A 24,376-nucleotide genomic window follows, 5' to 3' on the forward strand; every position below is an offset into this window, starting at 1 on the left:
GAGGAAACGCCTCATGTCGACCCGTCGCCAATTCATCAAGCAGGTTTCGCTGGTTGCCGGATGGGCCGCCGGGGCGTCCATGGGCCTGCTGCCGTTGTCCGCGCGGGCGGCTGCCGCGGGTCCCTGGCACATGCCGGACGAAGGTGATCGGCACCAGCGTGCTTTTATCGCCTTTGGCGCACAGGACGCCATCTGGGAGGACTTCACCGCCGACGTGCAAGCGGCCCTCGGCCGGATCGCGCGCACCATCGCCCGCTATGAGCCGCTGACCGTGTTCTGTCGCGAGCATGAACGGGACCTGGCCGAACGGCACTGCGGCACGGCCAACATCACCTATGTCGAAACCGAACTGGACGACATCTGGATGCGCGATATCAGCGCCAACTTCGTGATTGACGGACACGGCGGGCTGGGCGCCGTGGATTTCAACTTCAACGGCTGGGGCAACAAACAGCAGCACCGCGAAGATGCACAGGTGGCCGCGCAAGTGGCCGAATTGGCCGAGGCCGATTACCTGCGCAGTGAACTGGTGGGCGAGGGGGGCGGGATCGAAGTCGATGGCCAGGGCACGGCGATCATGACCCAGAGTTGCTGGCTCAATCGCAACCGCAACCCGGACTGGAGCCTGGCCGAGGTTGAGCAAGCCCTCAAGCAGCGCCTGGGTTTGCGCAAGATCATCTGGCTGCCGGGCATCAAGGGCAAGGACATCACCGATGCCCACGTCGATTTTTATGCGCGTTTCGTCAAACCCGGCGTGGTGATTGCCAACCTCGACCAGGACCCGGCGTCCTACGACCACCCAGTGACGCTGGCCCACCTGGAGATTCTGCGCCAGGCCACCGATGCCCAGGGGCGCAAGCTGCAGGTGCACACCGTGTCGCCGCCGCTCAAGCCGCGCAACAACAGGTTCAGTCAAGACAACCCGGATTTTGCCGCCGGCTACATCAACTACTTCGTGATCAACGGCGCGGTGCTGGCGCCGCAATTTGGTGACCGGGCGGCCGATCGCCGGGCCCTCGAGTTGCTGACCAGGCTCTACCCGGACCGCGAAGTGGTGCAACTGGACATCGACGCCATCAGCGCCGGGGGAGGAGGCATCCACTGTGTGACCAGTCACCAGCCGCAGGTCTAGGTGGCGTGCTGACCCAAATGGCCATTTATTTTGGCCATTACGATCCCCTTTTGGCCAAGGTCCCACTGTGTTCGGCGGCGGCACTGGGCAAAAATCGAAGACAGTTGGCCGATCCCGGAACGTGCACTCAAACCCTAACTAAAATCCGGATTCGCCTGCCCTTGGCTATCGTTTAACCCGCTGCCGTTTACAGAACATAAAAACCGTCGAACTAACGCCGCATTTGGGGAAACCATTCATGGTCACGATGAACCGCATTCTGGGCGCCACCTTGTGTGGGCTGACGCTGCTGACCAGCGCCGTGCACGCCGAACAGCGCGAACTGAGGGTGTACAACTGGGCGGACTACATCCTGCCCTCCGTGCCCAAGGATTTCGCCAAGCAAAGTGGCATCAAGGTCACCTGGGACACCTTCGACACCAACGAATCCCTGGAAGCCAAGTTGCTGACCGGCAACTCGGGTTACGACCTGGTGGTGCCCTCCAACCAGTTTCTCGAGACCCAGATCAAGGCCGGGGTGTTCCAGAAACTCGACAAGTCGAAGTTGCCTAACTGGCAGCACCAGGACCCGGTACTGCTCAAGCTGCTGAACCAGAATGACCCGGGCAACCAGTACGGTGTGCCGTACATGTATGGCACGGTGCTGATTGGTTTCAACCCGGCCAAGGTCAAGGCTGCCCTGGGTGAAAATGCCCCCGTGGACAGTTGGGACCTGGTGTTCAAGCCCGAGAACATGGAGAAGCTGAAAGCCTGTGGCGTGGCGATGCTCGACTCGCCGACGGAAATCCTGCCATTGGCCCTGCACTACCTCGGGCTGGATCCCAACAGTCAGAACCCGCAAGACTACGAAAAGGCCAAGGCCCTGCTGCTCAAGGTTCGCCCCTACGTGGCCTATTTCAACTCGGCCAAGTACATGACCGACATCGCCAATGGCGATATCTGCGTGGCCATCGGTTACTCCGGCAGTTTTTATCAGTTCGGCAACCGCGCCAAGGAGTCCGGCAATGGCGTGGTGGTCGATTGGCGCCTGCCCAAGGAAGGCGCACCGATCTGGTTCGACACCTTTGCCATTCCCAAGAGCGCAAAAAACGTAGCTGAGGCCCACGAGTTTCTCAACAATCTGCTGGACCCTAAAGTCATCGCCCCCATCAGCGACTTCCTCGGCTACCCCAATGCCAACAAAGACTCGCTGGCGCTGATCAACCCTGAAATCACCGGCAACCCCAACCTGACGCCCACCAGCGAGGCGTTGAAAACCCTGTATGTGGTGCAGCCGTTGCCACAAAAGCTGGAGCGGGTGCGTACCCGGGTCTGGACCAGCATCAAGACCGACAAATAAGGCCCTTGCCCTGGAAAACTGCCACGCAAGGTGGCGGTTTGCCTGGGCAGAAGCGTGAGTGAAGTCCTGATGTCGAGCGTTCGCAGATTTCGCAAGCCCACTCAACCTGTGTGGGAGCGAGCCTGCTCGCGATGGACGTCAACGATGACGCGCACTTGCTGGATGAACCTGTCGCTCTCAAGTTCTTCGCGAGCAAGCTCGCTCCTACAGTGAATCTGGCTGCCCACACATTTTGCGTACGGCCACCCAATCTGCGGGAGCGGGCCGGGCGGCTCTCCGCTTGCCCGGGATGGCCGTACGTCACGGGGCAGGCCCAGCGAGTTAACGCTCGAGAGCCCCCCCTCAACCCTCGGCGCAATCGTGCAACGACTGCTCATACGCCCGGGTCATGATTTGCCAGGTCTGGGCATCGGCTGGAATCAGGTGTTCGATGCGCAGTGAGCTCAGGGTGATGTCCTGGGGCATGCCGAAGGTGGTGAAGGTCGACAGGAAATTCAGTTCACCCTGGGCGCAGTCGATGCGGGTCAGTACCAGCGGTGGCAGTTCAGCGGTCATTGGCGGCGGGTTGGCCGGGGCGGGCAGGGTGTCCAGGAGCTGCGCCAGGGTCGGGTTGGCCATGGCCTCGCGGGTTGCGCGCTGCCAGGCCAGGCGGCGAATCTCCTCGGCGTTGCGCAAATGGTCGCCCAGCCCGCCCGGCTGCAGCAGCGTCACCAGCAGGTTGAGCTGCGTCGCCGCATCGGCCGGCAGTCCCACCAGATCAAAGAGCACCGCCGTGCTGGCGTTGGCGGCCAGCACCTCCCAGTGGCTGCCCAGCACAATCGCCGGCGCGGGGTTGTTGGCGTGCAGGACATGGCTGATGGCACCGCGCACCGCCTCCATGGGCGGTGCCGTCAGTGGTGTCGCTTCGTAGCGCGGCGCATAACCGGATGCCAGGAACACGCGGTTGCACTGCTCCAGCGGTGCTTCCAGGGCGGTCAGCAGGTTGTGCAGGGTGCCAGGGCTCGGCTGGGCGCGGCCGGTTTCGATGCAACTCAGGTGGCGCTGGGAAACCCCGGCAATCAGGGCCAGGTCGAGCTGGCTCAGCCGGGCCTGGCGGCGCAGCAGGCGCAACTGCTCGCCGGCGGTGGTGGGGGGCGTCGTGCGGGGAAAGGGTCGGATATCCATACATTGACTCTGGCCGTGCGAAGGGGAGGCGTCCATGACCTCGGAGGTCATTGAGGGCCGGGCGACGATAGCACTAACCTGCCGTGCATCAACCGCCGATTGCAGGAAGCACCGCATGTCCCGACCCTATCTCGCCCTGGCCGCCTTGAGCGGATTTTCGCTGTACACGGCCTGGACCCTATCGATCGCCGAGCAATCGCTGCTGGCGTTCGGGCTCGGCCTGTTGTCCCGGCCGGACACCGCCCAGGTGGTGATCGACCTCTACCTGCTGGCGGTCATGGCCGGCGTCTGGATGTACCAGGATGCCCGAGCCAGGGGGCGCTCCCTGGTCTCGGTGCTGCCGTATTGGCTGCTCACCGCGATCTTCGTCTCGATCGGCCCGCTGTTGTACCTGGTCGTCAATGGCTTTTGCGCCAAACCCAGCGCCAGGGGGCAGGGATGAACAGCACGCTGCACGTCTATGCCCTGTGCGTCCTGCTGTTGTTCGGGAAGATGCTGTTCATCTCCTGCTACCAGGGTTTTTTCCGTATCCGCCACCGGGTGTTCACCAACGCTGAGGACGCGCGTTTTTTCCAGCGCCAGGCGTTACCCCAGGAACTGCCCCAGGTACAACGGGCGGCCAGGGCCTGGGCCAATGACCTGGAAAACATTCCGCTGTTCTTCGTGCTGGGCGGGTTGTGCCTGGCCCTGGACACCGATGGCCAGGTCACGGCCATGTTGTTGTGCCTGTTCACCGGCGCTCGGGTGATGCACACCCTGATGTACCTCGGCGGCTGGCAGCCCTGGCGCACGATGGCCTATGGGGTCGGGCTGGCTTGCCTGCTGGCTATGGCTGGCCTGGTCACGGCGAGGATTTTTCCGGCAGCAGGATAGGCTGCACAAATCTTCTAAACAGCGCGGTGCAAAGCGCGGTAAGTTGATCGCCCCCATTTTTTGCCCAGTGCAGGCGCCGGAGGCACCGTGGACGATCACCACTGGATCGAGCTGTCCCAGGATCCCGACACCGGGATCGAGTCGATCCGCGCCCATTTCCAGGGCCACGCCTATGACCCGCACTGGCATGACAGCTTCCTGGTGGGGATCACCGAGCAGGGCGTGCAGCAGTTCAATTGTCGGCGGGTGCGCCACCTCAGTACGCCTGGCAAGGTGTTCATGCTGGAACCGGGGGAAATCCACGATGGGCAGGCACCCACCGAGGAAGGTTTCACTTACTCCATGCTGTACTTCGATCCCGCGTGGCTGGAGCAGCAACTGCGCCTGTTGTTCGAGCATGTGCCGCAGCACAGCCAGTTGGGCTTCGCCGACACCCTGAGCCAGGACCCAGGCCTGGCGATGTGCATTGGCCAGGCGTTCCAGGCGCTGCACCAGGGCGAGTTGCGCATCGTGCGCCAGAGCGCCACCGATAACTTGTTGGCCGCGCTCACCCGGCACCTCGACTGGCGTCAGCGCCAGGCCTTTGATCCACGCCTGCCACGGGTGGCCCAGGTGGCGCGTGACTACCTGCAGGCCCACGCCTTTGAAGACATCGGCCTGGATCAGTTGGCCCAGGTCTGTGGCGTCGATCGTTTTCGCCTGAGCCGCGCTTTCAAGGCGGCGTTTGGCCTGGCGCCCCATGCCTATCTGATCCAGCTGCGCCTGGCCCGGGCGCGCCTGTGGCTGGCGCGGGGCGAACCCCCGGCGCAGGTTGCCAGCGCCCTGGGCTTTGCCGATCAGAGCCATCTGGGGCGTTGGTTCCGCCGTGCCTATCGGCTCACCCCGGCGGATTACCGCAAGCGCTGCTCAAACCTTCCAGACTGAGCCCCGTCGGCGCGCGAGCATGGCTCCCTGTCTGATCAAGGAGTCCCTGCCATGCTGTCGTTTCTGCCTTTTCTGTTGTTTGCCTTCGTGGCCTCGATCACCCCGGGGCCGCTCAATATCCTGGTGCTGAGTCACGGTTCCCGGCGTGGGTTGGTTGCCACCCTGCCGATTATTTTCGGCGCCTGTGTCGCAGCGGCAATGGTGGTGTTGATCGTCGGGCTCGGGTTGGGTGAGACGCTGGGGCGGTTCCCGCGTTTACAACAGGTGATGGTCTGGGCCGGGGCGCTGTGGCTGAGTGGGTTGGCCTGGCAGATCTTTCGCAGTACGCCGCCGTCCCTGGACTCGCCCGATACGCGCGACGCCGGTATGGGCGTGCTCGGTGCCGTGGCCCTGCAGGTGATCAACCCCAAAGTCTGGATGATGGCGGTGGCGGTGGCGAGTGTGTTTGCCGGCGAAGGTGAACAGGCGTCGCGGATGTTGCTGTTGTCATTGTTGTTCCTGTTGACCTGCCTGCCGTGCATGACCCTGTGGGCGTTGTTGGGCGTGGGCAGCGCCCGGGTACTGCGCTCGCCGCGGGCGTTTGTGCGGATGAATCGTGGGTTGGCGGTGTTGCTGCTGGTGTCGGCCTGGAGCGGGGTGTTCATCTAGGCCAGGGTGTCTAGAGCAACGTGATTTCGATGCGCTCCTTGCCTTTGCCGGTGTTCTTGCGTTTGAGCTTGAGGGCGCCGATTTCTCCGGTGGAGCGCGGGTGAGTGCCACCGCAGGCCATGGTCGCAAACCCCTCGACCTGCCAGTAGCGGCGCTGCGCGGCCTCATCGCTGAAGGCGGTGATGATGGGCAGGTCGGCCCTCGACAAGGCAACGACCTGGGGCTCGATCTGCGGGAACAGGGTGGCGATGCTGGTCTCGCGGGCAAAGTCGATTCGCGCCTTGTCCGCCGAGATGTGGGCACCGAGGCGGGCGATGTCCGGTTCAAGCTGGTAGACCAGTTGCAGCACCATTTCCGCGGCAAAATGCAGGCGCATCAGGCGATACCGCCGTGCCCAGTCAATGCGCAGCTCAACTTCGCTGCCCACCTGCAGGCCATGCCCGGCGGGCAGGGTGTAGACAATGTCCAGGCCGTGTTTTTCCGCCGCCAGCACCGTCAGGCCCGCGAGGGTTCCGCTGTCACTCTCCTGACCACCGGAAAAGGCAAAGAACACCGTTTGTGCCAGACGCACCGCGTCCCCCTCGACCGCAGTGACCTGGGTTTGCAGCTCGGTTCGGTAAGGGTCTTGCCAGAAGAGTTTTTGCGTTGCCATGGTCTGCCACCGTCCTTGAGTACGTTGATGGCGAAAATCATAGAAGGGTTGCCGGCGTCAGGCTTGAACGATCTTGCTCAACGTGTCGGGTTGGCCAAGCACCTGGGTACACACCTCGCGTATGCAGCCGCGCAGCCAGCGATGCGCCGGGTCGGCGTCCATTCGTGGGTGCCAGATCAGTGACAGGCCGATGGCCGGAGTGGGCAGGGGCAAGGTGAAGCTGAACAGGTCACTGCGCAAGTGCCGGGTGTGGCGCTCGGGCACCGTGGCGATCAGTTGCGAGTCGCGGGTCAACGCCAACGCGGCGGCGAACCCACTGACCAGGGTCGCGATGTTGCGCTGCAGGCCCTGGCTGTTGAAGGTTTGATCCAGCAACCCGGTGTCCAGGCCACGGCGGGAAACCAGCACGTGTTGCCCAGCCATGTAGCGGGCTACGGTGATTTGACCCTGGCTCAAGGGATGGCCGTGGCGGACCACGCCGACAAAACGATCCTCGAACAACAGGCGAGTGTGCAATTGCGGGCTGGTTCCAGGCTCGACCACGCCCGTGTCCAGGTCGACGCTACCCTCGCGCAGGGGCGTGCTGTCCTTGCTGAGCTTTTGCAGGAAATACACGCGCACGCCGGGCGCCTCTGCAGCCAGGCGCTGGATCAATGCCGGGCCGAAGTTCTCGACAAATCCGTCGCTGGTGCGCAGCGTGAAAGTGCGTACCAGATGCCCCAGGTCCAGCTGTTCGACGGGACGCAGCACGGCGGTGGCATCCTGCACCAGTTGGCGCACCTGGTCGCGCAGTTCGATGGCCCGTGGCGTCGGCACCAGGCAGCGTCCGGCCCGCACCAGCAACGGGTCGCCGGTGGTGGTACGCAAGCGTGCCAAGGCCCGGCTCATCGCCGAGGGGCTCAGGTGCAAACGCTGGGCCGCGCGCGCCACACTGCCTTCGGCGAGCAGGGCGTCCAGGGTAATCAGCAGGTTCAGATCGGGCGTCGACATTGGCCAACGGTAGCACGCCGTCCACATGAGATGGCGTTTGCTGCAGCTATAAAGTGCAAATGCTGCGTCTTCCGCCTCATCACGCTCAGGCATAGGCTTTTATCCATCACCGAGCGCGAGGCCTTATCCATGAACACACTCCCCACAACAACCGCCACACAAGCGCCGCCCCTGGCCCCGTCGAGCCGCTGGGCACTGGCCAGCCTGTCACTGTCGATGCTGTTGCCGTCACTCGATACCAGTATCGCCAATGCTGGCCTGCCGGCCCTGGCCCGCACGTTCGAGGCCTCTTTTGCCCAGGTGCAGTGGATTGTCCTGGCTTACCTGTTGAGCATCACCACCTTGCTGGTCAGTGCCGGTCGCCTCGGTGACCTCCTGGGACGGCGACGCCTGCTGCTGTGTGGCATCACCTTGTTTACCCTGGCCTCATTGCTCTGCGGCCTGGCGCCCAGCCTTGGCTGGCTGATTGCCGCCCGGGCGCTGCAGGGGCTGGGCGCGGCGATCATGCTGGCCCTGACCCTGGCCCTGGTGGGCGAGACCGTGCCCAAGGCCCGGTTGGGCAGCACCATGGGCCTGCTGGGCAGCCTCTCGGCGATCGGCACGACACTGGGACCGGCGCTGGGTGGGGTGTTGCTGGTCGCCCTCGGCTGGCAGGCAATCTTCCTGGTCAGCGTGCCTCTGGGTCTGCTCAATGGCGGGTTGGCCTGGCGCTACCTGCCGCCGGATGGACCGCTCACCCGGGGCGAACAGCGCCGTTTCGATCTGCCGGGGAGCCTGCTGCTGGTGTTGACCCTGGGCGCCTATGCGTTGGCCATGACCCAGGGCCAGGGCGCGCTGTTGCTGCTGGCAGCCGTCGGCGCCGGGCTGTTTGTCTGGCGCCAGGGGCGAGCGGCGGTACCCTTGGTCCGCCTGCCACTGCTGGGTGATCGGCAACTGAGCGCAGGCCTGGCCATGAGCCTGCTGGTGTCGACGGTGATCATGTCGACGCTGGTGGTCGGGCCTTTCTACCTGGCTCGCGGCCTGGGACTCGATGCCCTGGCAGTGGGGCTGGTGCTGGCGGCGGGGCCCGCCGCCGCGGCCCTCAGCGGGGTGCCGGCCGGGCGCCTGGTCGACCGTTTCGGCACGCGCCGCATGGCCCAGGCCGGGCTGCTGGGCATGGCGCTTGGCGCCACGTTGCTGGCACTGTTGCCGAGCGCCAGCGGGGTGCCCGGCTACCTCATGCCGATGCTGTTGCTGACCGCCAGTTATGGGCTGTTCCAGGCGGCCAACAATACCTCGATCATGGCCGCCATCGACCCGCAGCAACGGGGTGTGGTGGCGGGCCTGCTGAGCCTGTCACGCAACCTGGGGCTGATCAGCGGGACAGCGTGCCTGGGGGCGTTGTTTGCCTTCGCCACGGCGGCGGATGTGTCAACTGCGTCTGCGCCCGCGTTGGCCCGGGGGATGCATGTGTGCTTCGCGGTTGCCGCCGGATTGATCGTTCTGGCGCTGCTGATATGCCATCTCGCGCAGGGCAAGCGTCGGCATTCAGGCGATCCCGACTGATGTTCATCAGGGCGAGCGCCTCGACGAGCTCGCCCGCTACCCGGCAGTAAAGTGGCATCTGATCCGTATTTTTCATCTGTACCTGACGCTGTTTTCGATACAGCCCGGGCGCCACAATAGGGCCGCAACCCTGAACCTATTTTTGGAGGCCCGATGTTCAAGATGGCGATGTTTCTCGGTGGATTCCTGCTGCTGACGATCATGATCGGCGCCCTTGCCACCATCTCCCCGGTGTAATCACCGCACGATCGTGTCAAATCTTGTAATAACTCTGCGCGGCAGAAAAGCCCTGCCGCACTGTAGGATCATGGACCCAATTTTCTACAGGTCCGTATGAACACCCTCCTGGAGCCTCCCAGTCGCTTCGCTCACCTTGCAGCCTCGTTTCCCTCAGTCAGCGCCCGTAGGTCCATCGCGCCTATCACGGTTGCGATAAACCGCCCAGGCACCTTCCTCGCCTGTTGCGCAGCACCCTTTACTCCGAACAAAACCGCCCCCATTGTGCGTTGCAGGGCGTCGCACCTGCGTGCGCGTCAATCGTTCAAGCTGATTCGAGAGAGCAAATAATCCCTATGGAATGGATTGCAGATCCCACGGCCTGGCTTGGCCTGTTGACCCTGATTGTGCTGGAGCTGGTGCTCGGCATCGACAACCTGGTGTTCATTGCCATCCTGGCCGACAAATTGCCGCCCGAGCAGCGTGACCGCGCCCGGGTCATCGGCCTGTCGCTGGCATTGCTGATGCGCCTGGGCCTGCTGGCCAGCATCTCGTGGATGGTGACCCTCACCGAGCCCTTGATCGAGGTGTTCGACAAGGTGTTCTCGGGCCGCGACCTGATCATGTTGTTCGGTGGTGTGTTCCTGTTGTTCAAGGCGACCATGGAGTTGCACGAGCGCCTCGAAGGCCACGTTGCCACCCACACCGGGACGTCCGCCTATGCCAGGTTCTGGCCGATCGTGGCGCAAATCGTGGTGCTTGATGCGGTGTTCTCCCTGGACGCGGTCATTACCGCGGTGGGCATGGTCGAACACTTGTCGGTGATGATGATTGCCGTGGTGTTCTCCATTGGCCTGATGATCATCGCGAGCAAGCCGCTGACCCGCTTCGTCAACAGCCACCCGACCGTGATCATGCTCTGCCTGGGCTTTTTGATGATGATCGGCTTCAGCCTGACCGCCGAGGGCCTGGGTTTCCACATTCCCAAAGGCTACCTCTACGCGGCCATTGGCTTCTCGATCCTGATCGAGCTGTTCAACCAACTGGCGCGGGCGCGGCGCAAGAAGAGCCTGCAAGGGCACCGGCCAATGCGCGAGCGGACCGCCCATGCGGTGTTGCGTCTGCTGGGCGGGCGCACCTTGCACGCTGATGAAGTGGGCGAGGAAATTGCCGACATGCTCGACGGTACTGAGGCCGATCAGGTCTTCGATCGTCGCGAGCGGGTGATGATCAGCGGCGTCCTGCAATTGGCCGAGCGGCCGATCCGCAGCGCCATGACGCCGCGCGCCGAGGTCGATTACATTGACCTGGCCGATTCGGCCGAGACCATCCGGACCACGCTGATGCACTCCTCGTACTCGCGGTTGCCGTTGATCCGCGAGGGCCGCATCGATGAGCCGCTGGGCTTCGTCCACAAGAAAGAGCTGCTCAAGGAATTGCTCGCCGGCCATCAGCCCAACCTGGAAGCCATGGCCCGCACGTCGATCAACCTGCTGGAGAACTTCTCGATCCTCAATGCGCTGGAACAGATGCGCAAGGAGTCGACGCACATTGCCTTTGTGGTGAACGAGTTCGGTGACTTCATCGGCTTGCTGACCATGACTGACATTCTTGAGTCGATCGCCGGCGAGTTGCCGGACGCCAGCGAAATCGAAGGCCCGAACATCGTGGCCCAGGGCAATGGGTTCCTGGTCAGCGGCGCGCTGAACCTGAGCCAGATTCGCCAGCAGATCGGCTTCCAGGCCAAGGCCACGGATGACTACCAGACCCTCGCGGGGCTGGTCATGAGCCTGCTGGACCGTCTGCCGGTGATTGGCGACACACTGACCTGCCAGGGTTGGAACCTGACCGTGGTCGAGGTCGAAGAGCGGCGGGTGACGCGGGTGTTGCTGAGTCCAGTGTTGCCAAGTTGAATGATCGTCCTGCGGCCGTTGACGCAGCCGTCACATCCCTTTGCGCAGCAGCGGCAGGTACCTGGGGCTGGCGGCGATGGAGTTGTGTCCCGTGCCAGGTATGACCTCAAGCCTTGCCACGCCAGGGTCGAATTGCTGTAGCAGGCGTTCGGTGCTGGCGCGGGGGATGACTTCATCGTGCTCGGCGGCGAGCAGCAAGGTTGGCACCTGAATACGCCGGGCGTACTTCCAGGCGTCGTAGCGGTCGCGCAGCAGCCAGTGCACCGGGAAGATTGGCAGCTGACGCGCGGCCAGTTCCTCCAGGCTGTTGTAGGGCGTGATGAGGATCAGCCGTGCCACCGGTCGTTGGCTGGCCAGACGCACCGCGACCCCGGAGCCGAGGCTGCGACCGATCACGACAACCTGTCGGTGGTCGGCGTAGACCTGATCAAACAGTGCCAGCGCATCCGCGGCAATCGCTTCTTCCGAAGGTGAGCCGCTGCTGCCGCCAAAACCCCGGTAGTGCATCAGGTACAGGGCATGGTCGGCAAAGGCCCGGGCAAACTGCGGCAGGTTCGCCGAGACATCCTCGGCGTTGCCACCGAAGTAGATCAAGGCCTGGGGCCCGTCGCGCGGGCGGACGCTGACCAGCACCTGGGCCTCATCCACCACCAGCCTCATCTGTGTCGTCGCACTGTCAGCGGAACCTGGCTGCGGGAAGTAGATCAGCGCGCGCTGGAACACCCACAGTCCCGCACAGAGCGCCAGGTACAGCGCTGCAGCGATAACCACGATGGACACCAGGATGCGCGACATTCGTCTAACGTTAGTACATCGATCGGACCAGGAGGCATGAACATGCTGACCCGCGCCATTCCTTCCAGCTCCGAACCCTTGCCCATCGTCGGGTTGGGCACCTATCGCGGTTTTGATGCCGTACCCGGAACGGCGTCCTACCAACAGTTGCCGGCGGTGCTCGGTGCGTTGTTTGCCAAGGGCGGCACGCTGCTCGACAGCTCGCCGATGTACGGTCGGGCCGAACAGACCAGCGGTGAGTTGCTGTCGATCCACGAGCCGCGCTCGCCGGCGTTCCTGGCGACCAAGGTGTGGACCCGAGGTCGCGAGGAGGGCATCCGGCAGATGGAGCAGTCCTTGCGCTTGCTGCAGACCGATCGCATCGACCTGATGCAGATCCACAACCTGCTGGACTGGCAGAGCCATCTGCCGACGCTGCGAGAGTGGAAGGCGGCCGGACGGATTCGCTACATCGGCGTCAGCCATTACACCGCCAGCGCCTATGACGAGGTGGAGGCACTGCTCAAGGCCGAGACGCTGGACTTCCTGCAGATCAACTACGCCCTCGATGACCGTGCCGCCGAGAAGCGCCTGTTGCCGTTGTGCCGCGAGCGTGGGGTGGCGGTGATCTGCAACCGGCCGTTTGGCGGCGGTGACTTGCTGACCAGGCTCAAAGGCAAGCCGCTGCCGGGTTGGGCGGCACAGGTGCAGGTCAGCAGTTGGGCGCAACTGGCGCTGAAGTTTGTGTTGTCCCATTGCGCGGTGACGTGCGTGATTCCTGGCACCCGCCACCCACGCTTGATGAGCGAAAACGCCGGTGCCGGGTTTGGCTCGATGCTGACCGGGGCGCAGCGTGAGCAGTTGATTGATCTGATCGGCTGACCGACTGCGCCAGGCTATGCCGAAATCGTCATCGCCCGGGCCTAAAGCGATCAAGCCGGGGGCTCTGGAATGGGCGAGTCTGGACGGTCTGTTCAAGGAGCTGACTATGATCCGACTGTCCCTGGCCGAAGCCCGCGAGCTGGCCGAATCGATCCTGCTGCACAACGGTTTTAACTCCGCCCACGCCCAGGCAGTGAGCAACACGGTGATCGCCGGCGAGCGTGATGGCTGCGCCTCCCATGGCTTGTACCGGATTCTCGGCTGCGTGAATTCACTGCGCGCTGGCAAGGTCTCGGCCGATGCCGAACCCCAGGTGATCGACCAGGCGCCCTCGATCGTGCGGGTCGACGCGACCGGCGGTTTCTCCCAACTGGCGTTCCAGGCTGGGTTGCCGTTGCTGGCGGCGAAAACCCGGGCCAACGGGATTGCTGCCCTGGCGATCAATCGCTGTGTGCATTTTTCCGCGTTGTGGGTGGAGATCGAGCAACTCACCGCGGCCGGCCTGGTGGCGCTGGCCTGCAACCCGAGCCATGCCTGGGTCGCACCGGCCGGCGGCAGTCAGCCGGTGTTCGGCACCAACCCGATTGCCTTCGGTTGGCCGCGCGCCGGCCAGGAGCCGTTTGTCTTCGACTTCGCCACCAGTGCGATCGCCCGTGGCGATATTGAGTTGCACCGCCGGGCCGGCAAGGCGATTCCCGAAGGCTGGGGCGTGGATGGGCAGGGGCGGCCGAGTACCGATGCCAACGTGGTGCTCGACAGCGGCGCGATGCTGACCTTCGGTGGGCACAAGGGCTCGGCACTGGCGGCCATGGTGGAGTTGATCGCCGGGCCGTTGATCGGTGACCTGACCAGTGCCGAATCCCTGGCCTACGACGCAGGCAGCAAATCCTCGCCGTACCATGGCGAACTGATCATCGCCCTCGATCCTCGGCGCTTCCTCGGTGACGCCACCGAGCACCACCTGGCCCGTGCCGAAACCCTGTTCCAGAGTATCGAAGGCCAGGGCGCGCGCCTGCCGTCGCAACGTCGCTATGAAGCGCGGGCCCGCAGCCTGGTCGAAGGCGTGCAGATCCCCGAGGCGCTGTATCACGACCTTAAAGCGTTGTTGGCCTGAACGGGCGGATAGCCCTGTCGGAGCGGGTGCTTGCAGATTCCGCACACACCCAACTCCTGGCCTGTAGGAGCAAGCCGCTTACTGGCTGATGGCCTCGCGCTGCTGTTTGCCGTCAACCAGACGGTTGATGCCCAGCGGGTTGGCATCTTTCAGGGGCTCGGGCAGCAGGTGGTCGGGGCAGTTCTGGTAGCACACCGGGCGCAGGAAGCGCTCGATGGCCAGGCTGCCGACCGACGTGCCGCGGGCGTCGGAGGTGGCTGGGTAGGGGCCGCCGTGGACCATGGCGTCACACACCTCGACCCCGGTCGGGTAGCCGTTGAACAGCACCCGGCCAACTTTCTGCTCCAGCAGTGGCAACAGCTCGCCGTGGGCCTGCAAGTCAGCGGCTTCGGCAATCAGCGTGGCCGTCAGCTGTCCGTGCAAGCCGTGCAGCGCGCGCTGTAGCTCTGCGGCGTCGGCCACTTCCACCAGCACCGTGGTCGGCCCGAACACTTCCTCCTGCAACAGCGGGTCACCTTCGAGCAATAGACGGCTGTCGGCCTTGAACAACTGTGGCTGGGCCTGGCGACCCTGTTGCTCGCGACCGGCGAGGTGGCTGACCTGCGGATGTGCGTGCAATGCCTCGACACCCCGGGTGTAGCTCGCCAACGTGCCGGCGTTGAGCATGGTTTGCCCCGGTTGCTCGGCCATCAATGCGCTGAGTTGTTCGACGAAGGCGCTGAATTGGTCCGAGCGGATCCCGATCACCAGGCCCGGGTTGGTGCAGAACTGCCCGCAGCCTTGCACCACCGAGGCCAGCAGTTCACTGGCGATTGTTGCGCCCCGTAGCCGCAGGGCTTCGGGCAAGACCACCACCGGGTTGATGCTGCTCATTTCGGCGAACACCGGAATCGGTTGCGGGCGGGCGGCGGCCATGTCGCACAGGGCCCGACCGCCTTTGAGGGAGCCAGTAAACCCGACTGCCTGGATCGCCGGATGCTTGACCAGGGCTTCACCGACCCCGGCGCCATAGATCATGTTGAACACGCCTTTGGGCATCCCGGTCTGTTCGGCGGCGCGAATAATCGCATCGGCGACTCGTTCGGCCGTCGCCATGTGCCCGCTGTGGGCCTTGAACACCACCGGGCAACCGGCGGCCAGGGCGGCGGCAGTGTCGCCACCGGCAGTGGAGAAGGCCAGGGGGAAATTGCTGGCGCCAAACACGGCCACCGGACCCACGCCGATCCGGTATTGACGCAGGTCCACGCGGGGCAATGGCGTGCGATCGGGCAGGGCGCGGTCGATACGCGCGCCGTAGAAATCGCCACGGCGCAGGACTTGGGCGAACAGGCGCATCTGGCCGCTGGTGCGTCCGCGCTCGCCCTGAATGCGCGCCGTTGGCAGCGCGGTCTCGCGGCTGACCAGGGCGACGAATTGCTCATCCAGCGCCTCCAGTTGCTCGGCGATGGCCTCGAGGAACTCGGCGCGGCGGCTGGCCGTCAAGCCGCGAAAGGCCGGATAAGCACTCGCGGCGGCCTGGGCGGCGGCGTCCACCTCAGCCTCCGTGGCCTGGCTGAAAGCGTAGGGCAGGGGCTCGCCGGTGCTGGCGTCGTAACTGCGCAAAGTTTGGCTGCCAGCGGCGCTGCGGGCGCCGCCGATGTAGTTGTGGCCGAGAAGGTCGGACATCAAAAAGCTCCTGTGAAAAATTGGGACGCCCCAGCTGTTTCTTTGTAGGGGCGGTGCCCGCTTGCGGTGCCCGCTTGCGGCGCCGCTAGCGGGCACCGCAAGCGGGCGCCGCAAGCGGGCACCTGCTCCTACAGACAGTCGGGTTACGCCAGTGAGTCGGCGCGGCGTGGGTCGGTGGCGCTCGGGTCGAGGGCGGCGATCCGTGCGGCGGATTCGGCATCCACCAGGTGCAAGGACTTGCCACGGGTTTCCCGAGTCAGGCCGACGGCCACGATGGAGATCAGTGAGGCGCCAACCAGGTACCAGGCGATCGGTGTCGAGCTGTGGTACTTGTTGAGCAGGGTGATGGCAATCAGCGGTGCCAGGGAGCCGGCGAAGATCGGCGCCACCTGGTAGCACAGCGACAGGGCGGTGTAGCGCACATGGGTCGGGAACATCTCGGCCATCAACGCTGAGTAGGGCGCGTAGGTCATCGACTCGATGGCCAGGCCCAGGGTAATCGCCGCCATGATCAGCCAGTTGTTGCCGGTGTCCATCAACGGGAAGCCGATGAAGCCCCAGAACGCGGTGAGCACCGCCCCGGTCAGGTACACCGGTTTGCGTCCGACGATATCCGACAGGTAGCCCATCAGCGGAATCAGGAAGAAATGCAGCAGGTGGGCGCCGAACATCAGGAACAGGATTTGCGAGGTGTCCTTGTGCACCACCAGCTTGAGGTAGGTGATGGAGAAGGTCACCACCGTGTAGTAGAGGATGTTCTCGGCAAACCGCGCGCCGATCCCCACCAGCACCGCACGCCAGTGATGGCGCAGGACTTCCACCACCCCCAGTTGTTGCTGCTTGGTCTGCGCCTGGCGAGCCTGGGCCTCCTTGAAGATCGGGGCATCGTCGACGCTGGTGCGGATCCAGTAGCCGATCAGAACCACCACGGCCGAGAACCAGAACGCCACGCGCCAGCCCCAGGCGAGGAACTGCTCCTCCGACAGGCTCGACGACAACAGCAGCAGGGCGACCGTCGCCACCAGGTTGCCCGCCGGAACCCCGGCTTGAGGCCAACTGGCCCAGAACCCACGGCGGTTGTCCGGGCAGTGCTCGGAGACCAGCAGGATCGCGCCGCCCCATTCACCGCCAAAGGCGAACCCCTGGATCAGCCGCAACAGCACCAACAACACGGGTGCGGCATAACCGATCTGGTCGAAGCCGGGCAGGCAGCCCATGAGGAAGGTGGTGATGCCGACCACCACCAGGCTCAGTTGCAGCAGGCGTTTGCGGCCGAATTTGTCACCGTAGTGACCGAACACCAGGCCACCCAGGGGACGGGCGAGAAAGCCTACGGCGTACAGGGCGAAGGCGGCGATGATGCCGTCGATGGGGCTGTCGGTCTGGCGAAAGAACAGCTGGCCGAAGACCAGTGCCGAAGCCGTACCGTAGAGAAAGAATTCATACCATTCGGCGACGGTACCGGCCATGGCGGCGCCGACGACACGTTTGAGTCCCGCGGGGGTGGTTGCGCTTGGAGTGGGTTGAGCGTTGGACATGCTGGCGTTTCCTGTAGGGGCGCAAAACAGGCAGCCGGGCGGGGGCCGCGAAGGTCCGCCCGGCACTCACTCAGAGGCCGACGTCCGGCAACTCCGGACGGTTAGCCAGGGCCTTGGCCATGATCTGCTCGACGAATACCCGATCGGCTTCCGGCAGGGCCAGGCGTGGCGGACGGGTCAGCGCGCTGCCGCGACCGGCGATGGCTTCACACAGCTTGATGCACTGCACCAGGTCGGCACGGGCATCGAGGTGCAGGATCGGCATCAGCCACTCGTAGATCGGCATGGCTTCGGCAAAACGACCGGCCTTGGCCAGGCGGAAGATGGTCTCGCCTTCCTTGGGGAACACGTTGGACATACCCGAGACCCAGCCTTCGGCGCCCACGGCGATGCTTTCCAGGACCACGTCGTCGAGGCCGGCGAACAGCACGAAGCGATCGCCGACTTCATTGCGCACGTCGATGAAGCGCCGGGTGTCGCCGGAGGAATCCTTGAAGCACACCACGTTGTCGCAGTCGGCCAGGGAAATCAGGATGTCCGGGGTCACGTCGTTTTTGTAGATCGGCGGGTTGTTGTAGACCATCAGCGGTACGTCGGCATTTTTCGCCACGTAGCGGTAGTGCTCGGCCGTCTCGAACGGCTTGGAGCCGTAGACCAGTGCCGGCATCAGCATCACGCCATCGACCCCGACCCGGCGTACGGCGTTGGCCACCTTGGCCGCTTGCACGCTGGTGAACTCGGCCACGCCGCAGATCACCGGGACTCGACCGCGGGAAGCGTCGACCGCGACCTCGGTCACGGCGATTTTTTCTTCCGCGGTCAGGGAGGTGTTTTCACCGACCGAACCGCAGACCACCAGGCCGGATACGCCATCACGGATCACGTTGGAGATCACCTGGTGGGTCTTTTCAAGGTTGATCGAGAAGTCATCGTTGAATTGGGTGGTCACCGCGGGGAAGACGCCACTCCAGTTAATGCGCTTGCTCATTGTTGCCTCCGGTTTGTTTATTGTATTTCGTATACGATATTTTAAATGCTGAAACTCGGCTAGTGCTTTTTGCAAAATAAACAGGGGTTTTGATGCCGTTGGTCCGGGCAGATTCAGGCGCCCGGCCAGGTGTCGGACAAGCGATAGCCTTGTGGCCATGGATCGCTGGGGTCGAGCAGGTGTTGATGGGTGCCGGTGATCCAGGCCCGCCCGGAAATACACGGGTAGATGGCGGCGCGGCCGGCGACTTCGGTCAGCGAATCGATGCGGCAGTGGAACTCGGAACCGAGGATCGAGCGGCCGATAAAGCGTTCGCCGACCTGCATCAGGCCCTTGGCGTGCAACACCGCCATGCGCGCCGAGCAGCCGGTGCCGGTGGGCGAGCGGTCGATCTTGCCGGGTTGGATCACCACCGCATTGGCGCCAGTGGCAATGCCGTTCTCCACCACGATCGGGGCTGCCAACTGGCAGAAGGAAATGTGCGACCACTCAGGATTCAGCGGGTGGACGAAACCCAGTTGCTCGTTGGCCGCGCGGGTGATTTTCAGCCCGGCCGCCACCAGGTCCGCCGCCTCATCGGGGCGAATCGAGAAACCCAGGCGCTGGGCATCGGCGATCACAAAACTGTCGCCACCGTAGGCGGTATCGACCTGCAGCGACCCCAGGCCTTCGACTTCGATCCAGGCGTCGAGGCGATCGGCGAAGGAGGGCACGTTCTTCACCTCCACTCGTTGTACTTTGCCATCGCGGCAGTCGGCGACCGCTTCGATCAGGCCGCCGGGGGCTTCGAGCACCAGCCGGGTTTGGGGTTCGGTCATCGGCAGGATGCCGCTGTCCAGCAGCACGGTGGCCACGCACAGAGAGTTGGACCCGGACATCGGCGGGGTGTCGGCCGGCTCCATGATGATCCAACCCATCTGCGCCCGCGGGTCCTTGGCCGGCACCAGCAGGTTGACGTGGCGGAACACCCCGCCGCGTGGTTCGTTGAGTACGAAGTTGCGCAGGGTCTGGTCCTGGGCGATCCAGCGCGACTGCTCCCACAGCGTGGCGCCGGGTGGCGGCGCAACACCACCGACGATCACATCGCCGACCTCGCCCTCGGCGTGGCAACTGACCACGTGGATGACTTTTGATGAACGCATGCTGTCCTCCTGTTGTTGTCTGTTTGGGCCTCATCGCGAGCAGGCTCGCTCCCACACGGGTGTTGATGTGGAAGCGGGCTTGCCCGCGATGAGGCCAGGGGTCATTTCACCGATTTGAGAAACGCCGCTGTCTCCGCGTGCAGCGGGTTGCCGATGACCTGGTCCGGCGAGCCGATCTCGTGCACCAGGCCGTTGCGAAAGAACGCCACGCGGTCGGAAACGTCCCGGGCGAAGCGGATTTCGTGGGTCACCAGGACCATGGTCATGCCGTCTTCGGCGAGCATGCGCATGGTGTCCAGGACTTCGCCCACCAACTGCGGGTCGAGGGCCGAGGTGGCTTCGTCGAACAGCATGTAGTCCGGCGACATCGCCAGGGCGCGGGCAATGGCCATGCGCTGTTGCTGGCCGCCGGACAGCTTGCCGGGGAAGGTCTTGAGCTTGTCGCCCAGGCCCACGTGAGTCAGTTGCCTGACCGCCAGTTCCTCGGCCTCGGCCTTGCTTTTGCCCAGCACCTTACGCGGCGCCAGCATCACGTTTTCCAGGACCGTCAAGTGCGGGAAGGCGTTCCATTGCTGGAAGACGATGCCGATTTTCTGCCGCAGGCGGTTGAGGTCGGTGCCGTTGCCGTGGACCTCGATGCCGTCGACGCGGATGCTGCCTTTCTGGATCGGTTCCAGGCCGTTGATGCACATCAGCAGGGTCGACTTGCCGGAGCCGGAGCCGCCGATGATCGACACCACCTCGCCCTTGTTCACCGTCAGGCTGACGCCCTTGACCACTTCCAGGTCGCCGAAGGATTTGTGTACGTTGTCGATCTCAATCATTTTCTTGCCACCTTCTTTCCAGACGAGCGCCCAGGCGGGCAACCACCAGGCTCATGACGTAATAGATCAGACCCGCGACGCACAGCACCAACAACGGTTCCTGGATGCGGGTGACGATGGTTTGCGAGGCGCGCAGCAGTTCGACGATGCCGATCCACATCACCAGCGCGGTGTCTTTCATCACGCTCAGGACCAGGTTCAGCCAGCCGGGGAAGGCCACGCGGGTGGCCATCGGCAGGACGATCCAGCGCAGGTCCTGCAGGTAGCTCAGGCCCAGGGAGCGACTGGCGCGGCGCAGGGTGTAGGGCACCGAGAGCACGCCGCTACGGACGATTTCGGTGAAGTACGCGGCGGCGTACACCCCCAGTACGATGCAGCCGACAGTGAAGGCGCTGATGTTCAGGCCGACGATGCTTTTCAGCGAATTGAACAGCACGAACTGGATCAGCAACGGCACGCTGCGAAACACGTCCAGCACCCAGGCCAGGGGCAGGCTGGCCCGTGGCAACAGGGCGCGCAGCAAGCCGAACAGCAGCCCGGCCACGGAGCCGAGGATGATCGACCAGAACGTCAGTTGCAGGGTGACCCAGGCACCGTTGAGCAGGAACAGCAGGTCATTGATCGAGAAGCTGGTGGTAAACATGCTCACTTCCTCAGTAACGGAACAGCCGCCACGACAACAGTCGGGCCACCGCGACGATCGCCTTGGCAATCAGGTAGTACAGGACCGCGGCAATGGCGAAGTACTCGAAGGTGCGGAACGTCTTGACGTTGTAGTCCTGGGTCACCCCGGTCAGGTCGTTGTTCAGTCCGACGATCACCCCCAGCGAGGTCATCAGTACCGCCCAGACCATCTGATTGGTCAGCGGGTAGAAGACGATGCGCAGCAGTTGCGGGACGATGATCAGGCGATAGGCCTGGAACGCACTCATGCCCAGCGAACGTGCGGCGCGCACCTGGGTGTCGGGCACCGCCTTGAGGCCCCCGCGAAAGTTTTCCGCCAGGTAGCCGGCGTTGTTGAAGGTGATCCCGGCGAGCAGGGCGAACCAGGAACTGACATGCAAACCGAGCGAACCCAGGCCGAAGTACAGGATGTAGATCTGGAACAGCGACGGGGTGTTGCGGGCGATTGACACCCAGCCGTTGCCGATCCCGCGCAGCAGCGGATTGCGGGTTTCGCGCATCACTGTCAGGGCCAGGGCGATCAGCACCCCGAAAATCATCGACAGGGCTGCGGTCTCGAAGGTCACCAGGGCGCCGGCAAGCATGTCCGGCAGGGCGCGCAGGGCCGAGCGCCATTGGAAGCTGTAGTCAAACATGCGCAGGATTCTCCAGGCGGGCGGCAGGTTGCAGCCAGGCCGGCAGGCGCCCGCTGGCCGTGGCGGTGCAGGCGGCGTCGACACATTCCTTGAGGCTGGCGAAGTGCACCTTGCGCCCCACCAGGCCGGGTGCGTAGTGGGCGTATTTGCCCGAGTTGGTCATCAAGGTGGTGGCCGCCAGCGGGATCACCGGCTCACCGAGCATGCACCAGCAGGTGTCGGTGACCAGGGTCGCGCCGAAGGCTTCGATCGTCGCGATATGCCCGGCGGCCCGTGCCTGCTCCAGCACGGCACGGCCGCAGGTGATAGCCACGACCACCTCGGGGTGCTTGTGCCGGCCGCGACACAAGCGCGCCAGGTGAGCAAATTCACTCAGGGAAAAGTGCGGGTTGCCCAGGGACACCACATCGACCCGGCTTTCGCGGGCGCTGTTGAGTTCACGCCAGCTCACCAGCAGGTCTTGCAAGCGGATACTTTCCTGCGGGAGCAGGGCATCGGCTTCCAGCACCTGGCGCGGGTCGAGCGCCTCGGGGGTGACCCCGGCGATATGGAACAGCGGCGCCGCCGATGTGGTGGCGAACGCGGCGCCAAAGGCCTTGAGGTCGTCCAGGCTCGGCTGGTGCTGTTCCAGGCCCAGCACCAGGGGGATGCGGCTGCCGGCCAGTGCACCGATGTGGTAGCCGAGCAGCGGGTAGAACGCGTCGTCCAACTCAGCCAGCTCGGGTACCTGCACCCGCAGACTGGCCTTGCGCTGGGCGTCCAGGTGGCAGCCGATCAGCGGCGCACGGCCGGTGAGGGCGATGCAGATGTCCAGGTAGTCCGGGTATTTGAGGGTCCGCGCGCCGAGCACGCTGTTGGCGTAGACCACGGCATTGGATTCGGCCCAGACAATCTGCTCGCCAGCCTGGGGGGCGCTGTCGAGCAGGTAGGGCGCACAGGTGAAGCTCAGTTGCGCGCCCATCGCCATGTAGGCATCACCCAGGGCACTGGCCGGTACGCCGAGGGCCGGGTCGATGCCCAGTTCGCGCCAGCGGCGCTGGTCCACGGAGATGGAATTGAGGGTGGTGGGCACGCGCACTTTCGCGCCCCATTGCACCAGTTGTTCGGCAAAACGCAGGCTGGCCGGGCCGGTGTAGATGCAGCCGTCGATGTGCGCCTGGGTAACATCCACCAGGCGTTGTGCGCCCTGCAGTTCGGCCATGCGCAGGACGATCTGCATCGCCACTTGTGCGGCCTGGCCATGGTGGCCAGCGAGCAGTGCCTGATCCAGTTCGCTGAGTTGCAGGGTGCTGGGGTTGTCGGCTTTTGGTTGGGCGTTGTCGGGTGCCCGCCAGGCATCGCCGGGCGGTTGCTCGAACAGGCTCAGGGTGCTGTCTTCGACCCGCGCGACCGCCATGTCGCGCAGGGTGGCGAAGGCCTCCTGGCCGATGCACAGCACCGGCAGGGAACGTTGGAAAATCGTCTGCGCCACGAGCACGCCCAGGGTCAGGATCTCATCCGGTTCGGCCAGCACCAGGGCTGCCGGCGCGTGACCGTTGCTGATCAGTTCCATCAGCACGCTGCTGCCGGTACAGGAGCCGCGGCCGCTGGGAATGGCCAGCACCCGACCGGCCAGGTATTGGCCGCTGAGGGGGTGGTGACGGTCAATGACCTCACCGCTGTACGGATCGACCCCGCCCCAGAAACTCAGGCCGACATCGGCGAACAGCAAGGCGCCCTCGGCGGCGCCCGGGACCAGACTGCGCCCGGTCAGAGAAGTGAGCCTAGGCATGCCGGACACCTTAGTAGTAGACCTGAGGCACGGTCAGGTTGGTCGGCGGGATCTCGGTGCCGACCCATTTGACGAACAGCTCCTTGTAGCGGCCGGTGCGCACCTGCTGGTTGACGAACAGGTTGAGGTAGTTGAGCAGGCCGTACTCGTTACGCTTGGCTCCCAGCGACACGTAGTCGATCACGTAAGGCGCGTTGCCGGCGATTTTCAGGTTCTTGTACTTGCCCGATTTAATGGTCGCGGCGGCGACCGTGTTGGTCACGATGGTGGCGTCGATGTGACCCTGGGCGACCGCCAGCAAGGTGTCGTTCTGCGACTGGTAGGCACGGAAGCTGCCGCTGCCCCAGCTCTTCACGTCTTTTTCCAGGGCGATGGCTTCATAGGTGCCGCTGGTGTTGCCGACGGGTTTGCCCTTGATGTCGTCGAAGCTGTTGATGCCGGTGTTGTCGCGGGTCAGCACCACCATCTGGAAGGCGAAGTAAGGCACGGTGAGGCCAACGGTCTTGGCCCGCTCCAGGGTGTCGGAGGTGGAGGCGACGATCACGTCGGCACGGCCCGAGACCAGTGCCGGAATACGGTCGGGGAACGGCGTTTCCACCACTTCAGCCTCGACCCCGAGGATCTTCGCCAGGTCGTGGCAATAGTCCACGTCGAAACCCGCCGGGTTGTTACCTTCATCGCGGAAACCCATGGGCGGGAAGTCCAGGGTCACGGCGCAGCGCAGCTTGCCCGAACCGATGATGTCGTCGAGCTTGTCGGCCTGGGCGGTGGCAATAAAGGAGGTACTGAGCACAGCGCTGAGGGCTACGGCAAATGCGGGGTTTTTCATAGAGGCCTCGTGATGGGTGAAGTGCTGTTGGGTAGCGTATTGGGGATTTCGTATACGATATTAACAATAGCAATCAACGTGCCTGTTTCCAGTGCCAAAGCAGATTTTTTTCTCGGCCCTTGCGCTAGGGGTGC

At 64.1% G+C, this 24,376-nt stretch carries 22 protein-coding genes and 1 pseudogene; 10 read left to right on the forward strand and 13 right to left on the reverse strand.

Features of this window, described 5'->3' with window-relative positions:
* The first annotated feature begins 13 nt into the window (after window positions 1–13).
* Together Q1W70_RS21615 and Q1W70_RS21620 are read left to right on the forward strand one after the other, a co-directional pair.
* Window positions 14–1,132, forward strand: coding sequence for an agmatine deiminase family protein (locus Q1W70_RS21615; RefSeq protein WP_265537863.1), 1,119 nt, complete (start codon window positions 14–16; stop codon window positions 1,130–1,132).
* Between the two features lie 238 nt (window positions 1,133–1,370).
* Window positions 1,371–2,471 carry a polyamine ABC transporter substrate-binding protein gene (locus Q1W70_RS21620; RefSeq protein ID WP_265537862.1) on the forward strand — a complete coding sequence of 367 codons (1,101 nt, stop codon included), beginning with the start codon at window positions 1,371–1,373 and terminating at the stop codon, window positions 2,469–2,471.
* Window positions 2,472–2,813: 342 nt separating this feature from the next.
* On the opposite strand, the gene Q1W70_RS21625 is transcribed toward Q1W70_RS21620, so the two are convergent.
* Window positions 2,814–3,635: a helix-turn-helix domain-containing protein gene (locus Q1W70_RS21625; protein ID WP_265537861.1), complete on the reverse strand. Its 822-nt coding sequence runs from the start codon at window positions 3,633–3,635 to the stop codon at window positions 2,814–2,816.
* Between the two features lie 115 nt (window positions 3,636–3,750).
* Here Q1W70_RS21625 and Q1W70_RS21630 point away from each other — a divergent pair, with 115 nt between their 5' ends.
* From Q1W70_RS21630 to Q1W70_RS21645, 4 genes are all read left to right on the forward strand, one after another.
* Entirely contained in the window at window positions 3,751–4,077 is a 327-nt protein-coding gene (locus tag Q1W70_RS21630) for a DUF2834 domain-containing protein (RefSeq protein ID WP_166591806.1), read from the forward strand.
* The gene (locus tag Q1W70_RS21635) at window positions 4,074–4,508 is read left to right on the forward strand and encodes an MAPEG family protein (RefSeq protein WP_166591807.1); all 435 of its coding nucleotides are present in this window, start codon (window positions 4,074–4,076) and stop codon (window positions 4,506–4,508) included. Before Q1W70_RS21630 ends, Q1W70_RS21635 begins: the two co-directional genes overlap by 4 nt.
* Window positions 4,509–4,595: 87 nt before the next feature.
* Window positions 4,596–5,432, forward strand: coding sequence for an AraC family transcriptional regulator (locus tag Q1W70_RS21640; protein WP_302097897.1), 837 nt, complete (start codon window positions 4,596–4,598; stop codon window positions 5,430–5,432).
* 51 nt (window positions 5,433–5,483) lie between these two features.
* Window positions 5,484–6,080: a LysE family translocator gene (locus tag Q1W70_RS21645; RefSeq protein WP_302097898.1), complete on the forward strand. Its 597-nt coding sequence runs from the start codon at window positions 5,484–5,486 to the stop codon at window positions 6,078–6,080.
* A gap of 10 nt (window positions 6,081–6,090) precedes the next feature.
* Here the strand turns inward: Q1W70_RS21645 and Q1W70_RS21650 are convergent, their stop codons facing one another.
* On the reverse strand, window positions 6,091–6,732 hold the full coding sequence (locus Q1W70_RS21650) for an alanyl-tRNA editing protein (RefSeq protein WP_302097899.1): 642 nt from the start codon (window positions 6,730–6,732) through the stop codon (window positions 6,091–6,093).
* 57 nt (window positions 6,733–6,789) lie between these two features.
* Window positions 6,790–7,722 carry a LysR family transcriptional regulator gene (locus Q1W70_RS21655; protein WP_166591811.1) on the reverse strand — a complete coding sequence of 311 codons (933 nt, stop codon included), beginning with the start codon at window positions 7,720–7,722 and terminating at the stop codon, window positions 6,790–6,792.
* Between the two features lie 129 nt (window positions 7,723–7,851).
* Here Q1W70_RS21655 and Q1W70_RS21660 point away from each other — a divergent pair, with 129 nt between their 5' ends.
* Complete coding sequence (locus tag Q1W70_RS21660) at window positions 7,852–9,267, forward strand: MFS transporter (RefSeq protein ID WP_206684595.1); 1,416 nt, start codon at window positions 7,852–7,854, stop codon at window positions 9,265–9,267.
* Window positions 9,268–9,839: 572 nt separating this feature from the next.
* Window positions 9,840–11,396 carry a TerC family protein gene (locus Q1W70_RS21665; protein WP_166591813.1) on the forward strand — a complete coding sequence of 519 codons (1,557 nt, stop codon included), beginning with the start codon at window positions 9,840–9,842 and terminating at the stop codon, window positions 11,394–11,396.
* Window positions 11,397–11,426: 30 nt separating this feature from the next.
* Here Q1W70_RS21665 and Q1W70_RS21670 read toward each other — a convergent pair whose 3' ends face one another.
* Window positions 11,427–12,191 (reverse strand): alpha/beta hydrolase, encoded by a 765-nt coding sequence (locus Q1W70_RS21670; RefSeq protein ID WP_166591814.1) that lies wholly within the window; start codon window positions 12,189–12,191, stop codon window positions 11,427–11,429.
* A gap of 30 nt (window positions 12,192–12,221) precedes the next feature.
* Between Q1W70_RS21670 and Q1W70_RS21675 the strand changes: the two are divergent.
* Window positions 12,222–13,052: pseudogene (locus Q1W70_RS21675) on the forward strand (aldo/keto reductase); the annotation flags it as partial.
* Window positions 13,053–13,158: 106 nt separating this feature from the next.
* The gene (locus Q1W70_RS21680; RefSeq protein WP_302097909.1) at window positions 13,159–14,166 is read left to right on the forward strand and encodes an Ldh family oxidoreductase; all 1,008 of its coding nucleotides are present in this window, start codon (window positions 13,159–13,161) and stop codon (window positions 14,164–14,166) included.
* A 78-nt stretch (window positions 14,167–14,244) separates the two neighbouring features.
* Here the strand turns inward: Q1W70_RS21680 and Q1W70_RS21685 are convergent, their stop codons facing one another.
* The 9 genes from Q1W70_RS21685 to Q1W70_RS21725 form a co-directional block, all read right to left on the reverse strand.
* Complete coding sequence (locus tag Q1W70_RS21685) at window positions 14,245–15,831, reverse strand: aldehyde dehydrogenase (NADP(+)) (protein WP_302097910.1); 1,587 nt, start codon at window positions 15,829–15,831, stop codon at window positions 14,245–14,247.
* Between the two features lie 143 nt (window positions 15,832–15,974).
* The gene (gene abaF, locus Q1W70_RS21690; protein WP_166591818.1) at window positions 15,975–17,369 is read right to left on the reverse strand and encodes a fosfomycin efflux MFS transporter AbaF; all 1,395 of its coding nucleotides are present in this window, start codon (window positions 17,367–17,369) and stop codon (window positions 15,975–15,977) included.
* Window positions 17,370–17,439: 70 nt separating this feature from the next.
* The gene (locus Q1W70_RS21695) at window positions 17,440–18,357 is read right to left on the reverse strand and encodes a dihydrodipicolinate synthase family protein (protein ID WP_007903713.1); all 918 of its coding nucleotides are present in this window, start codon (window positions 18,355–18,357) and stop codon (window positions 17,440–17,442) included.
* A 113-nt stretch (window positions 18,358–18,470) separates the two neighbouring features.
* Complete coding sequence (locus tag Q1W70_RS21700) at window positions 18,471–19,499, reverse strand: trans-3-hydroxy-L-proline dehydratase (protein WP_166591819.1); 1,029 nt, start codon at window positions 19,497–19,499, stop codon at window positions 18,471–18,473.
* Between the two features lie 101 nt (window positions 19,500–19,600).
* Window positions 19,601–20,323, reverse strand: a complete 723-nt coding sequence (locus Q1W70_RS21705; protein ID WP_166591820.1) for an amino acid ABC transporter ATP-binding protein — start codon at window positions 20,321–20,323, stop codon at window positions 19,601–19,603.
* Window positions 20,316–20,966 carry an amino acid ABC transporter permease gene (locus Q1W70_RS21710; protein ID WP_166591821.1) on the reverse strand — a complete coding sequence of 217 codons (651 nt, stop codon included), beginning with the start codon at window positions 20,964–20,966 and terminating at the stop codon, window positions 20,316–20,318. Before Q1W70_RS21710 ends, Q1W70_RS21705 begins: the two co-directional genes overlap by 8 nt.
* Before the next feature lie 10 nt (window positions 20,967–20,976).
* Entirely contained in the window at window positions 20,977–21,642 is a 666-nt protein-coding gene (locus tag Q1W70_RS21715) for an amino acid ABC transporter permease (RefSeq protein WP_166591822.1), read from the reverse strand.
* Complete coding sequence (gene lhpI, locus Q1W70_RS21720) at window positions 21,635–23,413, reverse strand: cis-3-hydroxy-L-proline dehydratase (RefSeq protein WP_166591823.1); 1,779 nt, start codon at window positions 23,411–23,413, stop codon at window positions 21,635–21,637. Before lhpI ends, Q1W70_RS21715 begins: the two co-directional genes overlap by 8 nt.
* A gap of 10 nt (window positions 23,414–23,423) precedes the next feature.
* Window positions 23,424–24,242 carry an ABC transporter substrate-binding protein gene (locus Q1W70_RS21725; protein ID WP_166591824.1) on the reverse strand — a complete coding sequence of 273 codons (819 nt, stop codon included), beginning with the start codon at window positions 24,240–24,242 and terminating at the stop codon, window positions 23,424–23,426.
* Window positions 24,243–24,376: the final 134 nt, after the last annotated feature.

The sequence above is a fragment of the Pseudomonas kielensis genome (assembly GCF_030505375.1).
GTDB classification, from domain to species: domain Bacteria; phylum Pseudomonadota; class Gammaproteobacteria; order Pseudomonadales; family Pseudomonadaceae; genus Aquipseudomonas; species Aquipseudomonas kielensis.

Bases quoted from the DNA above. Each gene is read 5' to 3' on its own strand.
- Q1W70_RS21615 (WP_265537863.1), top strand. From the start codon at position 14: ATGTCGACCCGTCGCCAATTCATCAAGCAGGTTTCGCTGGTTGCCGGA.
- Q1W70_RS21665 (WP_166591813.1), top strand. From the start codon at position 9,840: ATGGAATGGATTGCAGATCCCACGGCCTGGCTTGGCCTGTTGACCCTG.
- Q1W70_RS21630 (WP_166591806.1), top strand. From the start codon at position 3,751: ATGTCCCGACCCTATCTCGCCCTGGCCGCCTTGAGCGGATTTTCGCTG.
- Q1W70_RS21705 (WP_166591820.1), bottom strand. From the start codon at position 20,323: ATGATTGAGATCGACAACGTACACAAATCCTTCGGCGACCTGGAAGTG.
- Q1W70_RS21710 (WP_166591821.1), bottom strand. From the start codon at position 20,966: ATGTTTACCACCAGCTTCTCGATCAATGACCTGCTGTTCCTGCTCAAC.
- abaF (WP_166591818.1), bottom strand. From the start codon at position 17,369: ATGTCCAACGCTCAACCCACTCCAAGCGCAACCACCCCCGCGGGACTC.
- lhpI (WP_166591823.1), bottom strand. From the start codon at position 23,413: ATGCCTAGGCTCACTTCTCTGACCGGGCGCAGTCTGGTCCCGGGCGCC.
- Q1W70_RS21620 (WP_265537862.1), top strand. From the start codon at position 1,371: ATGGTCACGATGAACCGCATTCTGGGCGCCACCTTGTGTGGGCTGACG.
- Q1W70_RS21700 (WP_166591819.1), bottom strand. From the start codon at position 19,499: ATGCGTTCATCAAAAGTCATCCACGTGGTCAGTTGCCACGCCGAGGGC.
- Q1W70_RS21650 (WP_302097899.1), bottom strand. From the start codon at position 6,732: ATGGCAACGCAAAAACTCTTCTGGCAAGACCCTTACCGAACCGAGCTG.
- Q1W70_RS21625 (WP_265537861.1), bottom strand. From the start codon at position 3,635: ATGGATATCCGACCCTTTCCCCGCACGACGCCCCCCACCACCGCCGGC.
- Q1W70_RS21680 (WP_302097909.1), top strand. From the start codon at position 13,159: ATGATCCGACTGTCCCTGGCCGAAGCCCGCGAGCTGGCCGAATCGATC.
- Q1W70_RS21655 (WP_166591811.1), bottom strand. From the start codon at position 7,722: ATGTCGACGCCCGATCTGAACCTGCTGATTACCCTGGACGCCCTGCTC.
- Q1W70_RS21685 (WP_302097910.1), bottom strand. From the start codon at position 15,831: ATGTCCGACCTTCTCGGCCACAACTACATCGGCGGCGCCCGCAGCGCC.
- Q1W70_RS21635 (WP_166591807.1), top strand. From the start codon at position 4,074: ATGAACAGCACGCTGCACGTCTATGCCCTGTGCGTCCTGCTGTTGTTC.
- Q1W70_RS21670 (WP_166591814.1), bottom strand. From the start codon at position 12,191: ATGTCGCGCATCCTGGTGTCCATCGTGGTTATCGCTGCAGCGCTGTAC.
- Q1W70_RS21715 (WP_166591822.1), bottom strand. From the start codon at position 21,642: ATGTTTGACTACAGCTTCCAATGGCGCTCGGCCCTGCGCGCCCTGCCG.
- Q1W70_RS21695 (WP_007903713.1), bottom strand. From the start codon at position 18,357: ATGAGCAAGCGCATTAACTGGAGTGGCGTCTTCCCCGCGGTGACCACC.
- Q1W70_RS21645 (WP_302097898.1), top strand. From the start codon at position 5,484: ATGCTGTCGTTTCTGCCTTTTCTGTTGTTTGCCTTCGTGGCCTCGATC.
- Q1W70_RS21660 (WP_206684595.1), top strand. From the start codon at position 7,852: ATGAACACACTCCCCACAACAACCGCCACACAAGCGCCGCCCCTGGCC.
- Q1W70_RS21725 (WP_166591824.1), bottom strand. From the start codon at position 24,242: ATGAAAAACCCCGCATTTGCCGTAGCCCTCAGCGCTGTGCTCAGTACC.